The organism is Paraburkholderia dipogonis, assembly GCF_042680985.1.
Taxonomy (GTDB): domain Bacteria; phylum Pseudomonadota; class Gammaproteobacteria; order Burkholderiales; family Burkholderiaceae; genus Paraburkholderia; species Paraburkholderia phytofirmans.
The window spans coordinates 382,271-396,368 of the sequence record NZ_JBHUFR010000010.1; the positions used below are offsets into that span (position 1 = coordinate 382,271).

At 63.2% G+C, this 14,098-nt stretch carries 11 protein-coding genes; 2 read left to right on the plus strand and 9 right to left on the minus strand.

Going from position 1 to position 14,098, the window contains the following annotated elements; all coding sequences use genetic code 11:
• Positions 1-25 precede the first annotated feature (25 nt).
• From ACFSNN_RS14235 to ugpQ, 8 genes are all read right to left on the minus strand, one after another.
• The gene (locus ACFSNN_RS14235; RefSeq protein WP_208949488.1) at positions 26-1,378 is read right to left on the minus strand and encodes a sigma-54-dependent transcriptional regulator; all 1,353 of its coding nucleotides are present in this window, start codon (positions 1,376-1,378) and stop codon (positions 26-28) included.
• A gap of 17 nt (positions 1,379-1,395) precedes the next feature.
• The gene (locus ACFSNN_RS14240; RefSeq protein WP_134457236.1) at positions 1,396-3,396 is read right to left on the minus strand and encodes a sensor histidine kinase; all 2,001 of its coding nucleotides are present in this window, start codon (positions 3,394-3,396) and stop codon (positions 1,396-1,398) included.
• 58 nt (positions 3,397-3,454) lie between these two features.
• The gene (locus tag ACFSNN_RS14245) at positions 3,455-4,735 is read right to left on the minus strand and encodes a dicarboxylate/amino acid:cation symporter (RefSeq protein ID WP_012431585.1); all 1,281 of its coding nucleotides are present in this window, start codon (positions 4,733-4,735) and stop codon (positions 3,455-3,457) included.
• A gap of 403 nt (positions 4,736-5,138) precedes the next feature.
• Positions 5,139-6,209, minus strand: a complete 1,071-nt coding sequence (locus tag ACFSNN_RS14250; protein ID WP_116143105.1) for an ABC transporter ATP-binding protein — start codon at positions 6,207-6,209, stop codon at positions 5,139-5,141.
• 59 nt (positions 6,210-6,268) lie between these two features.
• Positions 6,269-7,060 (minus strand): ABC transporter permease, encoded by a 792-nt coding sequence (locus ACFSNN_RS14255; protein WP_095417604.1) that lies wholly within the window; start codon positions 7,058-7,060, stop codon positions 6,269-6,271.
• Positions 7,057-7,995, minus strand: a complete 939-nt coding sequence (locus tag ACFSNN_RS14260) for an ABC transporter permease (RefSeq protein WP_134457237.1) — start codon at positions 7,993-7,995, stop codon at positions 7,057-7,059. The genes ACFSNN_RS14255 and ACFSNN_RS14260 overlap by 4 nt, the downstream gene beginning before the upstream one ends.
• A 146-nt stretch (positions 7,996-8,141) precedes the next feature.
• Positions 8,142-9,257: an ABC transporter substrate-binding protein gene (locus ACFSNN_RS14265; RefSeq protein ID WP_134457238.1), complete on the minus strand. Its 1,116-nt coding sequence runs from the start codon at positions 9,255-9,257 to the stop codon at positions 8,142-8,144.
• A gap of 103 nt (positions 9,258-9,360) precedes the next feature.
• Complete coding sequence (gene ugpQ / locus ACFSNN_RS14270) at positions 9,361-10,149, minus strand: glycerophosphodiester phosphodiesterase (RefSeq protein ID WP_134457239.1); 789 nt, start codon at positions 10,147-10,149, stop codon at positions 9,361-9,363.
• Positions 10,150-10,717: 568 nt separating this feature from the next.
• On the opposite strand from ugpQ, the gene ACFSNN_RS14275 reads away from it, so the two are divergent.
• Complete coding sequence (locus tag ACFSNN_RS14275; protein ID WP_012431579.1) at positions 10,718-11,488, plus strand: DeoR/GlpR family DNA-binding transcription regulator; 771 nt, start codon at positions 10,718-10,720, stop codon at positions 11,486-11,488.
• A 31-nt stretch (positions 11,489-11,519) separates the two neighbouring features.
• On the opposite strand, the gene ACFSNN_RS14280 is transcribed toward ACFSNN_RS14275, so the two are convergent.
• Entirely contained in the window at positions 11,520-13,187 is a 1,668-nt protein-coding gene (locus ACFSNN_RS14280; protein ID WP_134457240.1) for a Na/Pi cotransporter family protein, read from the minus strand.
• Positions 13,188-13,404: 217 nt separating this feature from the next.
• Here ACFSNN_RS14280 and ACFSNN_RS14285 point away from each other — a divergent pair, with 217 nt between their 5' ends.
• Complete coding sequence (locus tag ACFSNN_RS14285) at positions 13,405-14,088, plus strand: histidinol-phosphatase (protein ID WP_134457241.1); 684 nt, start codon at positions 13,405-13,407, stop codon at positions 14,086-14,088.
• The last annotated feature ends 10 nt before the right edge of the window (positions 14,089-14,098 follow it).

The window sequence follows — 14,098 nt, forward strand, 5'->3', positions numbered from 1 at the left end:
TCGCGACGCCGGCGTTTTCATTTCCTCACCGCTCCCCTTCTCCCTTCGCGGCGAGTCCGTAGCGTTTGATCTTCTCGTAGAGCGTCGCCTTGCCGAGTTGCAGCTTGTCCGCCGCGACCGCCACAACGCCTCCGGTCTGCTCCAACGCTTCCGCGATCACCGCCCGCTCGAATTGTTCGACTCGCTCCTTCAACGGCTGCGTGGCCGCGCCGTCGTCGCCGAAAGACATCACCGGATCGTCCGCGATGCCGAGCACGAAGCGGTCGGCGGCGTTGCGCAGCTCGCGCACGTTGCCCGGCCAGTCGCGCTGCATCAGGCCGGCGCGCTGACGGTCGGTGAGGATCGGCGCGGGGCGTTGATAGCGCACCGCCGCGTCCAGCAGGAAGTGTTCGAAGAGCGGCACGATGTCCTCGCGACGTTCGCCCAACGGCGGCAGTGCGATCGTCACCACGTTCAGCCGATACAACAGATCGCGCCGGAACGAACCATCCGCGACGTGTTCGGCCATATCGCCCTTGGCTGCGGCGACCACGCGGCAATTCACGCGAATCGACTGATTCGAGCCGAGCCGTTCCAGCACGCCGTCCTGCAGCACACGCAATAGCTTGACCTGCAAGGCGAGCGGCATGCTCTCGATTTCATCCAGAAACAGCGTACCGCCCGACGCATGTTCGAGCTTGCCGACGCGGCGTTTCGCGGCGCCCGTGAAAGCACCCGGCTCGTAGCCGAACATTTCCGACTCGAACATCGGCTCCGGCAGCGCGCCGCAGTTCACCGCGATAAACGGCTTGTCACGCCGCGGCGACAACTCATGCAGACTGCGCGCGATCAACTCCTTGCCCGCGCCGGTGTCGCCGTTGATCAGCACGGAGGCGTCGGTGGGCGCGACATTGGCGATGAGCCGACGCACCTGTTCGATGGCCGGACTTCTGCCGATGATCCGCGGCGCCACCGAGTTCTGTTCCGCCAACTCACGGCGCAGCGCGAGGTTCTCCAGCACCAGCTTGCGACGCTCCAGCGCGCGCCGCACGGTTTCGATCAGACGCTCGGACGCGAAAGGCTTTTCGATGAAGTCGTACGCGCCGTCGCGCATCGCCTGAACGGCCATCGAAATATCGCCGTGCCCCGTGACCAGAATCACCGGCACGTCGGGCGCACGCTCGTGGCATTGAGCGAGCAGGTCGAGGCCGCTCGCGCCCGGCAAGCGAATGTCGCTGACGATCACGCCGGAGAAGTCCGCGCTGATCGTCTTCGCCGCGGATTCCACCGAGGCATGGCCGATCACGTCGAAGCCCGCCAGTTGGAGACTCTGCACGCTGGCGCGCCGCACCAGTTCGTCGTCTTCGATATACAGCACCTGCAGGCCGTGGTTCAGCATGGCGTTTTCCGAATGATTCAGGAGCCCGTGGTGAGCGGGTCCGTTGTGTGGCTCGTCTGCACGCGCGCGCGGCGCAGCGTCAACACGAATAATGCTCCGCCGCCCGGCGCGTTGCGCGCCACCAGCGAGCCGCCGCAATCGCGCGCGATCGACGACGATATCGCGAGCCCCAGCCCCAGCCCCTGGCCCATTTCCTTGGTGGTGAAGAACGGCTCGAACAAACGCGGCAGGACGTCGTCGGCAATGCCGGGACCGTTGTCGCTCACGGCGAACGACAGGTTCGCATCGGCGACTTCGATCTCGATCGAAATGCGCGGCGGATGCAAGTCGGCGGTCGCATCGAGCGCGTTGCCGAGCAGGTTGATCAACACCTGTTCGAGCCGCAGATCGTCGCAGTGCGCGACTAGTTCGGGATGGTCGTCGGCGAGACTGAGCGGCGTGCGCGTGCCGCTGTCCGCATCGAGCAAAGTGATGTCGACCTCGACGCCCTGCAAGCGCTTTTGCAATAGCGCAATGACGTTGCGCAACGCCCGCACGATCGGCGCCCGCGCGTTGCGTGGCCGCGCGCGTCCCACGAACAGTTTCAACTGATTGGTGATCTTTCCCATGCGCTCGGTAAGCGCGGCGATCGCTTCGAGATTCTCGCGCGCCGACGCCTGGTCGCCGCGTTCCAAGAGCACGCGCGTGTTGTCCGAGAAACCGCGCAACGCGGCGAGCGGCTGATTCAACTCATGCGTGATACCGGCGGCCATCTGACCGAGCGCGGCGAGCTTGCTCGCCTGGATCAGCTCGTCGTGCGCGGCGCGCAACTCCTGCTCGGCGCGCGTGCGTTCGGCCACTTCCTTCTGCAACTGCTCGTTCGCCTGCGAGAGATCCGCGGTGCGCTCGGCGACCCGCCGGTTCAGTTCGGCGTAGGCTTTTTGCAGCAGCGCGCGGCTGCGCATCACTTCGCGCACGCGAGCCCGGCGCATTCTCCAGTAGAACGCGAGCAACACGAGCGACACATAACCGAAGCCCGTGACGATGGTCGCCTTGCGCGCATCGGCGTCGACCGGATCGACGGGCGACATGGTGATCAGATGCCAGTCCGGCTCGCCCATGCCGCGCCGCGACGCCAGATAACGCGGCGCATAGCGGCCTCCGCCGATGCGCACGATCTGCGCGTTGCCTTCGAGCGTGCGTTCGATCGACACCGGCAACGGCGCGATCGGCTGCTGTGCGTATTGGCGCGCCTGATAGATCGAATCGGCGACCGGCCCCGACAGCGGCCGGATCGTGTGGTACTTCCAGGCCGGCAGCGACGACAGAAAGATCACGCCGTGGTCGTCGGTGACGACGAGCGGCTCGGACGCGTCCACGCCCTGGAACCATTCGAGATCGAGCTTGACCACCGCCACGCCGACGATCTTGCCCTCGCGCCGCACCGGCTGCGAGATGTAGTAGCCCGGCGCCTGTGAAATCGTGCCGATGCCGAAGAAACGGCCCACGCCGCCTTTGACCGCGTCGACGAAATACGGCCGGAACAGATAGCCCCCGCCGATGAAGCTGCCCGGTCCGCGCCAGTTGCTCGCGGCGACGCAAAAGCCGTCGAGCGGAATGATGTAGGTGACCGTCGCGCGCGCGTGGCGGTTCAGGTCATCGAGATACAAGTTGGCGCGTTGCACATTGGCGGGCGTGGGATCGACCAGCGCGTCCTGCACAATGGGATGTTCCGCCAGCAGATAAGGCAGCGATTCGTAGCGCTCGAGCGTGCTCTTCAGCGCGCTGGTCGTACGATCGACGCGCACTGCGGCGTTGCGCCGCAAATGGTCGATGCCGCTTTGCCACGCGATGCTGTAAGTGAGTCCGCACGCCACCACGAGCCCGGCGACGAGCGCGAAGAGGATCAGCAGGCGTCGCGTCACGTTGGCAATATCCGATCGGTGAGGATCGTTTATTGTGGCATAAGGCGATGCGTCGTCGGCGTCAGCTTCGTCGGCCGACGACGTGAGGGTTGGGCGCGCGGCCACCGGTTTCATGGGCTGGTGTCCGCGGCCGTGAGCGTAATGCGTTAAAGATGGCAGCCGATTGCGCGGCTCAAACGCCGGCCGGCTCTTTGATCGGCACATCGCCACGCAACGCCGCGTTCAGCTTGTTGCGGTCCAGTTCCTTTTCCCATGCCGACACCACCACCGTCGCCACGCCGTTGCCGACGATGTTCGTCAGCGCGCGGCATTCGCTCATGAAGCGGTCGATACCGAGAATCAGCACCATGCCCGAGAGCGGAATGGTCGGCACCACGGCGAGCGTCGCCGCCAGCGTGATGAAGCCCGCGCCGGTCACACCGCTCGCACCCTTCGAGGTCAGCATCGTCACCGCCAGCAGCGTGAGCTGCTGCGTCCACGTCAAGTCCGTGTTGGTGGCTTGCGCGATGAACAGCACGGCCATCGTCATGTAGATGTTGGTGCCGTCGAGATTGAACGAGTAACCGGTCGGCACCACGAGGCCCACCACCGAGCGCGAGCAGCCGAGCTTTTCGAGCTTCAGCATCAGCTGCGGCAGCGCGGCTTCCGACGAGCTCGTGCCGAGCACGATCAGCATCTCTTCCTTGATGTACGCCACGAAGCGCAGGATGTTGAAACCCACCGCGCGCGCGATGATGCCGAGCACGACCACCACGAACACGATCGAGGTCAGATAGAACGTGCCGATCAGTTTGAGCATCGGCAGGAGCGAGCCGATACCATACTTGCCGATCGTGAAGGCCATCGCGCCGAACGCGCCGATCGGCGCCAGCTTCGTGATGATCCGCACAATGCCGAACAGGACATGCGAGAGCCCGTCGATAAAGCTCGTCACAACCTTGCCTTTTTCACCAGCCGTGGCGAGCACCGCGCCGAACAGCAGCGCGATCAGCAGAATCTGCAGGATTTCACCCTGCGCAAACGCCGACACGAGCGTGTCCGGGATCAGGTGCATCAGGAAGTCGACCGTGGTCTGCCCGTGCGCTTTCGCGGCGTACGAGGCGACGGCCTTGCCGTCGAGCGTGGCCGGATCGATGTTGAAGCCGACGCCCGGTTTCAGCACGTGCGTGGCGATCAGGCCGAGCACCAGCGCAAAGGTCGAGACGATTTCAAAGTACAGCAGCGCCTTGCCGCCTACGCGCCCGACCTTCTTCATGTCCTCCATTCCGGCGATACCCGTCACCACCGTACAGAAGATGATCGGCCCGATCACCATTTTGATCAGCTTGATGAAGCCGTCGCCGAGCGGCTTCATGTCGACGGCGAGATTCGGGTAGAAATGCCCGAGCGCGATGCCGATGATGATCGCCACGATCACCTGGACGTACAGCACTTTATGGATAGGTTTCTTCACGATGGTTCCTGCGATGTGGATGAGCTCAATGGCCTGCCACGCTGCGCATCATGCGAACGAATAGTCGTCACGCCTGTGCACGGCATTAGGCCGCGACAAGGGACGAATTCAGAAATACCGGGAAGGGAAATCGGACATCGTTGTCTCCTTGCTGTAGTTGTCGGACCGTTGCGGCCGCGCACTCTATTTTGCAAGGTCGATGCCAGCTCGATGTCTGGATCGAGGCCTTGATTCTTATAGGTTTTCTGGCGATCCAGCCTACACGCCGTCCGGGATTCTGGAAATCCGGACAAAGCCTGTCGGGGAATCCGGAATCCATTGGGACGGCGGCCTCGGGATAACCCGTAGGGCTTTCTACGGCGTGCCTGGCGAGGCGGCAAGCGCGCCTTCCAGCTTACGACCTCTAAACGCTGCCCTCTTCCAGCACCAGCAGATTCTCGTGCGAGAAACCGAGCGACACCGGCTGCCCGCGTTCGGGCAAACCGCGATTCGGATCGTTGAACACGTCGAGCGAAATCACGGCGTCTTTCACGCGGGTTCTGATGCGCACCACCGCGCCGAGAAAATTTACTTCTTCGACGGTGGCGTTCAGCGTGTTGCGGCCGGGCGCGGCCGGCTCCAGCACGATCGCTTCGGGCCGCAGCGCGAGCAGGCGCTTCTTGCCCGCATCGTCCGACGGCAATTCTTGTGTCGTGGTCAGCTCCTGGCCGTCCACCACCATCCTGCCGGTCGCCGGATCGACCACATGCCCGGCCAGAATATTCAGCGTGCCGACGAACGACGCGACGAAGCGTGTGCGCGGAAAGTTGTAGATCTCCGAGGGCGAGCCGATCTGTTCGACGCGGCCCTCGTTCATCACGACGATGCGGTCGGAAATCGACAGCGCCTCTTCCTGATCGTGCGTGACGAAAATCGACGTGATGCCGAGTTCGCGCTGCAGCGCGCGAATGTCCTGGCGCAACGAGATGCGGATCTTGGCGTCGAGCGCGGAGAGCGGTTCGTCGAGCAACAGCACCTGCGGCTTGCCGGCGAGCGCGCGCGCAAGCGCCACGCGCTGCTGCTGGCCGCCCGACAATTGCCACGGATAGCGCCCGCCCAGATGCGGCAGCTTGATCAGTTGCAGCATCTCTTCGACGCGGCTGTTGATCTCCGCCTGCGGCCGATGCGTGATCTTCAGCCCGAAGCCGATGTTCTCGGCCACCGTCATGTTCGGAAACAGCGCATACGACTGGAACACCATGCCGACCTTGCGTTGCCGCGTGCGAAGGTGGGTGACGTCCTTATTGTCGAGCCGGATGATGCCGCGCGTCGGTGTTTCGAAGCCGGCGATCATGCGCAGCACCGTCGTCTTGCCGCAGCCGGAGGGCCCGAGGAACGTAATGAACTCGCCGCGTTCGATCTTCATGTCGAAGTGATGCAGCGCGATGTTCGCCCCGAAGGACTTATGCAGATTTTCGATCTCAAGGAATGCCATGATTCGCTGCCTCAGTCCGTCAAACTCGTTGGATCAAACTCGTTGGTCAAACTCATCGCTCACACTTTCTGGCCGCTCATCGCGCGGGCCGAGCCGAATACCTGAATCAGCCCCATCGACGCCCACGTGATCACGAACGCGATGATCGCGAGCGCCGACGGTTCGTACGCGCGGTTCGCGCCGATCAACTGCAGATACGGACCGAACGCCGGACGGTCGAGCAGACTCGCCAGCGTGAACTCGCCGATCACCACCGCGAAGGTGAGAAACGCGCCGGACAGAATGCCCGAGCGGATATTCGGGAAGATCACCTTGAACAGAATCGTCGGCCAGTTCGCGCCGAGACACTCGGCGGCTTCGGTGAGCGAGCGCACGTCGACCGCACGCAGACCGGCATCGACGGCGCGGTACATGTACGGCAGCGAGAGCGTCACGTAGCCGAATACCAGCAGCAGGTCGGTGGCGCGCTCGTTGCCGGTGAGCGGCAGAATCGAACTGCTGTTATAGATGCGCAGATAACCGAACACGATCACGATGGCGGGCACCACCAGCGGCAGCAGCGTGATGAATTCGACCAGCGGCCGCAGCTTCGGCAAACGCAGTTGCACCCAGTACGCGGTCGGCACCACCAGCAGCACGCCGACGACGATCGTCAGCAGCGCCATCAGGATCGAATAGCCGAACGAGGCCTGAAAGCGCGGGTCGCCGAGCACCACGCTGTACGCTTCGAAACTATACGTGCCGCGCTTCATGCGCAGGCTGAACTCGAACGTCGCGATCAACGGAATGAGGAAGTACAGCGAACCGACGATCATCGCGGTCCACGCACCCACGCGCGATTGGCTTTTCATCGACGCCCCCTTTCGGCGCGCGAGCGCAGCCAGATGTAGCCGCCGTTCGAGAGCCCGGTAACGAGCACCATGCCGAGCGCGAGCGCATAGCCGAGGTTCTGGTTGTGCATCACGTCGCCGCGAATCTGCGCGTACAACAGGATCGTGACGATGTTCAGCGAACTGCCGGTCAGCGCGTAGGCCGTGGCAACCGCGCCGAACGAATTGGCGAACAGCAGCAGCGCGGCGCCGAGCACGCTCGGCCACAACACCGGCAGCGCGACGTAGCGCCAGTATTGATATGCGGTGCCGCCGAGGCAGTCGCAGGCCTCGCGCCATTCGCGCTTCAGACCGTCGAGCGCCGGGGTGACGATCAGCACCATCAAGGGAATCTGGAAATACAGATAGGTCAGCGTCAAGCCGGAAAAGCTCAGGACGCTAAAGCCGGTCGAGTAAAGATTGAAGCCCAGGTATTTTTTCAGCAGCACGGTGACGAGCCCGACGCGCCCCAGCGTGCAGATGAAAGCGAACGCGAGCGGCACGCCGGCAAAGTTCGACGCGACGCCCGAAAACGTCATCAAGGTCGGACGAATCCAGCCGGGCAGTTTGCCCTGCACCGCCGCCCATGCGAGCAGCGAGCCGATCACCGCGCCGCCGAGCGAAGACGCCGCGCTCACCTTGAAGCTGATCCAGTACGCGTCCATGACGGTTGGCTGGAGCAGGTCGCGGAAATTGACGAGCGTGAAGTGGCCTTGCGGGTCCTGGAAGGCGCCGACCATCAGGAAGCCGGTCGGCAGAATCAGGAACAGCAGCGCGAACGTAAAGAACGGCACCACGCCGATCCAGGCGAGTAACTGCGACGCGCGACCCGGACCGTCGACGCGAGGCGTTGGAGTAGGCACAGGCGGAACCAGCAATTCCGGCTGCACCGACCCGGCATCCGATGAAGCGCTCATAGCTCACCCTTGGGCAATCTGGCAAACGCATCCGGCGCGCTGCGCTCATCACGAGCGGCGGCGCGCCGGGGCGGCAAAACTTCACGCTACGGTTGTGTTGTCGCGGCGCGCTTGCTTTGCTGCCGCCGCGACCCGCACACCGCGCCTTACTTGACGTTCGCGCCGACCGCTTCGTCCCAGTGCTTCGTGATTGTCTCCTTGTACGCGTCCTGTTGCGAGAGCGTCGGGAACACCACGTTCTTGTAAGCCGACGGCGGCGGCAGCTTGTCGAGCAGCGCTTGCGGCACTTTCTTGCCGGTCACCAGCTCGTTGTAGCGCATCGGGTGGCAATAGCCCTTCAGCCAGCCGATCTGGCCTTCGTCGGAGTACAGGTATTCCATCCACAGCTTGGCTGCGTTCGGATGCGGCGCGTAAGCGCTGATCGCCTGAACGTACACGCCGGCGACCACACCCGTTTTCGGAATCACCACATTCACCTTCGGGTTGCCCTTCAGCGTGTCGCGGTCGGCCAAAGCGTTGTAGTCCCAACGCACGACGATCGGCGTGGTGCCTTGCGCGAGCGACGCTGCCTTGCCGATCACCGGCACGAAGTTGCCGCTCTTGTTGAGGTTGGCGAAATACGTCAGGCCGGCCTGTCCAGCCTTGCTCGCGTCGCCCTTGCTTTGCGACAGACCGGCGGCGTAGACGGCCTGGATCGCCTGATTGGCCGAGCGCGGGTCGCCCGCCAGCGAGACGGCGTTCTTGTAATCGGGCTTGAGCAGATCGCTCCAGTCGGACGGCGCCTTGTCGATCATGTCGGCGTTGACTTCGAACGCTAGCACGCCGTAGTAATCGCCATACCAATAGCCGTCGGCATCCTTCGACTCTTTCGGGATCGAGTTCCAGGTGGCGACCTTGTACGGCTGCAGCAATCCTTCGGCCTTCGCCGACGGACCGAACGACAGACCCACGTCGATCACGTCGGGCGCCTGCGGGCCCTTATTGCCCTTGTTCGCCTTGATGGCTTCGACTTCGTCGCCCGAACCCGCGTCCGGATTCAGTTCGTTGATCTTGATGCCGTATTTCTTCTGGAAGCCGGCCACCAGTTCGCCGTAGTTACACCAGTCGTGCGGCAGCGCGATCACGGTGAGTTGGCCTTCCTGCTTGGCGGCGGCGATCAGTGCGTCGAGCGGCGCGGCCGAAACGCTGCTGCTGACGCCGGCGGCGGCGACACCCGCAACGGCCGACATCGAAAGTAAGCGAGCTAACGTGGTGCGGTTCATAGTCTTTCCCCATCCTCTGCCGAAATTGCTACGTTTGGAAAATTTCTGGTTCGAGCTTCAGAGCGCGCGCGTGCAGGGATGCACTTGCGCGCCCGCACCATGTTCAGGCCGGGTTGGCCGGCGCCGGGAACATGTCGTGTTGCAGTGTATCGATGCGATCTGTACAAATCATGTCGACGCCCCACTGCGCGAGCAGTTGCGCGCGCGCCAGATCGTTAACGGTGTAGGCGAGCACGCGCAGGCCGGCGCAGTGAACCTCCGCGACCAGCCGCTCGGTGAGATAGCGCTGGTTCGCGTGAAATGACACGCAGTCCAGTTCACGCACGATGCGCAGCCAGTCGTCAGGAATTTCGTCGAACAGCATGCCGCGCTGCACGGACGGTGCGGCGTCGCGCGCAGCGGCAAGCGCCTCGAACGAAAACGACGACAGCAGCGGCGGCGCCTTCTGTCCTTGCCACAAGGTCTGCGCGCCGCTTGCCACCAAAGTGCCGGTGATCTCGTCGCGGCCCGGACACGGCTTGATTTCGATGTTGGCGGCAATGCCGTCGCGCGCGCAGCGCTCGGCCGCCTCGGCGAGCGTCGGCAACCGTGTGCCGGCGAATTGCGGTCCGTACCATGAGCCGGCGTCGAGCGTCGCCAGCTGCTGCCATGTGTGCTCGGCGGCGGCCCCGTGGCCGTTGGTGGTGCGCTCGAGGGTGTCGTCGTGCAGCAGGAAGAGCTGGTTGTCGGCGGATAGCTTGGCGTCGAATTCGACCATGCGGTAGCCGTACCGCACGCAGGCGTCGAAACCCGCGAGTGTGTTTTCCGGCGCCAGCGTGCCGCCGCAGCGATGGGCGGCCAGGCGCGGATAAGGCCAGTCTGCGGATAAGGTGCGATTAATCCCGTTTCCCACGTCTCGTTACCTTTCAGATAGAGCAGGTTGACTATGCTCTCGACACGTTCCCGGCCGTCACCGCCGCCTCGGCCAACCTGAGGCCCGCGCGGCCTCAGGTTGCTTCCGGGCGCGAACCCGTGTGTAGTATCGCGCCAAGGCAAGCGACGCGAAAGCCGGGCATACACTCGATGCATCCATCGCACCGTGCGTTGCAATGTTATTGTCAGGATGACGAAGCGTGCAGTCCTCCCGCAGCGCGAAAACGTCACCGACCTATCGCCTGGACGGCAAACCGCGAGATCCATTATGGCGATGACACGGGTCAGTCAAATTGCCAAAAAACGCCGCGAAATGCTCGAAACCGGACATTTCAATTCCTTTTCGAACATTTGATGTTCGAAACAGGCTGCGCGCTTCGATCTGCGAAGGCTAAGTTGAAATACACAAACTTGCAAGCTGCCAAAAAAATACAACACAGTTCGACTAAAGTAGTAGGCTTGACATCGTCCGGACACACATTCGTGACCACGATGTCGCAGTTAAATACAAGCTGAACCAACACGCGTACGCATCCAGGGAAAAATGAATGTGGCAGGAAGACCGTCATCAGAGAATTCGCGCGTTACTGTCCACGCTGCAACGCGTGTCCACGGAACGGATCATGGCGGACCTCGGGGTATCACGCGAAACCGTGCGGCGCGACCTGCTCGATCTCGAAGCACTCGGTGAATTGCGGCGCGTGCACGGCGGCGCGATCAAGCCCGCCGACGAAGCGCCGATCGCCGAACGCGCGCACATGCGCGTCAAATCCAAAACGGCGATTGCGAAGGCGGCCACGGGTTTGATCGCGAGCGGCCAGACGCTCTTCATCGACGCCGGCACCACCACCGCCGCGCTGGCCGAAGAACTGGCGAAGCTGGCGAACCTCACCATCGTCACCAATTCGATCGATGTTGCACTCAAGATGCGCGGCGCGGTCGATCAGACCGAAGCCGCCAACGAAGTCATCCTGCTCGGCGGCTCGATCAGCGACCGCGCCATGGCAACCACCGGCGCGACCACCGTGCTCGACATCCAGCGCTATCGCGCGGACCTCGCGCTGCTGTCGCCGGTCGGCGTCGATCACCGGCATGGCGCGACCAATTACGATCACGCTGAAACCGAAGTGGCGCGCGCCATGGTCGCCAACGCGGACCGCGTGGTGATCCTCGCCGACTACAGCAAGATCGGCCAGCGCAGCCGCATCTCGTACTGTCCGGTCGATCGGATCGACGTGCTCGTCACCAATAAAAAAGCGGCCGAAGCCGCCGATTTTGCATCGCTGAAGAAGAAGCTCGAAGAGATCGTGCTTGCTTAGAAGTGAGGGCTTGGATCAGGACGCTCGAGCGTTATTCCTTCACGTGCATCGTATCGAGCGAACGCTTGCGCAAGCGCGTGTCGTGCAACGCGCCGGCTGCGTCGAGTACCGGATAGGCGGTCGAACAGAACAGTGAATTGAGCCGCTTCATGTCGCTGATCAGATCGAGATGCAGCGCACTCGTCTCGATGCTTCGCAAGGTCTGTCCGGCGAGCCGGTCCAGATGCCGGTACGAATACGCGCGCTCCAGATCGCGAAAGCGCTCCTTCTCCGCGAGCAGGCGCTCGGCGCAACGCAGATCGTTGTTCAGAAACACCGACAGCCCAAGCTGCAGATTGCTGACGAGCCGCGCCTGCAAATCGTCCAGCTCGCCCAGCCCTTCTTCCGAAAACGACAGGCGATGAGCGATCTTCTTTTCCTCGATGTCCCCCACGATCCGCTCGATGATGTCGCCCGCATGCTCCAGATTGATCGTCAATGAAATGATGTCGGTCCAGCGGCGGCTGTCGGCTTCGTCGAGCTGCTCGCGCGAGATCAGCGTCAGATAGCTTTTGACGGCGGCGTAGAGTTCGTCCACGTCGTCGTCCATGCGGACCGTTTCGCGCGCTTTGTCGAGATTGTTTTGATGGATCAGATCCGCGACATTGTCGAGCATGGATCGCACGATATCGCCGATGCGCAGCACTTCGCGTGAGGCATGCGCGAGCGCGAGCGTCGGCGTGGACAGCGCGGCGGCATCCAGATGGAGCGGCCGCAGTTCACCGCCCGGCGCCGGCCGGTTCGGCAACACGCGCTCGCAGATACGCGCCACCGGGTCGATCAGCGACAGGCACGCGCAGCAACGCAGCGTGTTGTAGATCAGGTGGAAGCCGACCGTCGCTTCACGCGGGTTCGCGATTAGCACCGGCAGACCGCGCGCGAGCAGCGAAGTGAACGGCAGGATCAGCAGTGCGCCCGCCAGTTTGAACGCAAAGCTGCCCAAAGCAAGGCGCCGCGCGGCCGCGTTTTGCGCGACGGTGCCCAGCAGCGCGACCAGGCCGCTGCCGAGATTGGCGCCGATCACGAGGCACAGCGCGACCTTCAGCGAAATCACGCCGGACGAGGCGAGCGTTGCGGTGAGCAACACGGCGGCAAGGCTCGAATAGGACAGCATGGCGAATGCGGCGCCGACCAGCGCGTCGAGCATGGTGTCGCCGGTCAATGCACCGAACATGACGCGCACGCCGGCGCCTTGCATCATCGGCTGCGCGGCTTCGACGATCAGACGCAGCGCCAGCAGAATCAAACCGAGGCCGATCAACGTGCGGCCGACCTGGCCGAGACGGGTTTGCTTGCGCGACAGAAAGAGCGGCACGCCGAGCAGAATCAGGATGGGCGACAACCAGGACAGATCGAGCGTGAGGATCCGCGCCATCAATGCGGTGCCGACGTCTGCGCCGAGCATGATCGCGAGGCCGCTGGTGAGTGGCAGCAGTCCCTGCGCCGCGAACGACGTGACGATCACCGCGGTGGCATTACTGCTCTGCACGAGACTCGTAACGCCGACGCCCGAAAGAAAAGCCCGCCAGCGGCTACTGGTGCTGCGCCCCAGCACGCTGCGCAGATCGGCGCCCAGGACTCGCAGGATGCCGGTGCGCACAATGTGCGACCCCCACACGAGGAGCGCCACACCGGCCAAGAGGTTTAGGAGAATCAACATAAGGCACTGCGCATCCAGTCCTGCTGCCATGACCCGAACCGCATGCCGCGCGAACCGGCACCCGGGGCGTATGACAGTAGTGTTGCACATTTTTGCCTTATTGTATTTTTGTGCTTTTAAATATAGGCTCGGTAGAGCTGTGGATTGCTGTGTGCCGGCTCATGGTCAGTCATGCGGTGAGTCCGGCCACTCGACCACCTAACCACGAGAACTCTGGATGAGCCGCAACCTTGCGCTGTTCGACCTGGATCACACGTTGCTACCGCTGGATAGCGATCAGGCGTGGGCCCACTTCATCGCCGGACTGGGGATAGAAGGCGCCGCGCGGCACGCGCAGGAAATCGACGATTACTATCGGCAGTACGTAGCCGGCACGCTCGACATGGCCGCTTACCTCAACTACACGCTGGCGCCGCTTGCCCGCCACTCGCGCGAGCAGCTCGACACGTGGCATGCGCAGTTCATGCAGCAGGTGATTGCGCCGGCCATCCTGCCGGCAGCGCGCGCGCTCGTGCAACGCCATCTCGATGCGGGCGACCTGTGCTGCATCGTCACCGCAACGAATGTGTTCATCACGGAGCCGATCGGCAAAGCGCTCGGTTTCGAGCATCTGCTGGGAATCGAGCTCGGCACCGAAGGCGGCGATCCGTTGGCGCGTTTCACGGGGATGGCGGTCGGCACACCCACCTTCCGCGAAGGCAAGATCACGCGCACCGAGAGCTGGCTTGCCTCGCTCGGCCATCGTCTGCAGGATTTCCCGCAGAGCTGGTTCTATAGCGATTCGATCAACGACGTGCCGTTGCTGGAGCGCGTCACGAATCCGGTCGCGACCAATCCTGATGAGCGTTTGCGTGCCATAGCCGCGGAACGCGGCTGGCCGGTGATCGAGCTGTTTGCTTGAGTGTGAACTT

Coding starts and splice junctions, on each gene's coding strand:
- ACFSNN_RS14260 (WP_134457237.1), bottom strand. CDS start 7,995: ATGAGCGCTTCATCGGATGCCGGGTCGGTGCAGCCGGAATTGCTGGTT.
- ACFSNN_RS14280 (WP_134457240.1), bottom strand. CDS start 13,187: ATGTTGATTCTCCTAAACCTCTTGGCCGGTGTGGCGCTCCTCGTGTGG.
- ACFSNN_RS14240 (WP_134457236.1), bottom strand. CDS start 3,396: ATGAAACCGGTGGCCGCGCGCCCAACCCTCACGTCGTCGGCCGACGAA.
- ACFSNN_RS14265 (WP_134457238.1), bottom strand. CDS start 9,257: ATGAACCGCACCACGTTAGCTCGCTTACTTTCGATGTCGGCCGTTGCG.
- ACFSNN_RS14255 (WP_095417604.1), bottom strand. CDS start 7,060: ATGAAAAGCCAATCGCGCGTGGGTGCGTGGACCGCGATGATCGTCGGT.
- ACFSNN_RS14285 (WP_134457241.1), top strand. CDS start 13,405: ATGAGCCGCAACCTTGCGCTGTTCGACCTGGATCACACGTTGCTACCG.
- ACFSNN_RS14275 (WP_012431579.1), top strand. CDS start 10,718: ATGTGGCAGGAAGACCGTCATCAGAGAATTCGCGCGTTACTGTCCACG.
- ACFSNN_RS14250 (WP_116143105.1), bottom strand. CDS start 6,209: ATGGCATTCCTTGAGATCGAAAATCTGCATAAGTCCTTCGGGGCGAAC.
- ACFSNN_RS14235 (WP_208949488.1), bottom strand. CDS start 1,378: ATGCTGAACCACGGCCTGCAGGTGCTGTATATCGAAGACGACGAACTG.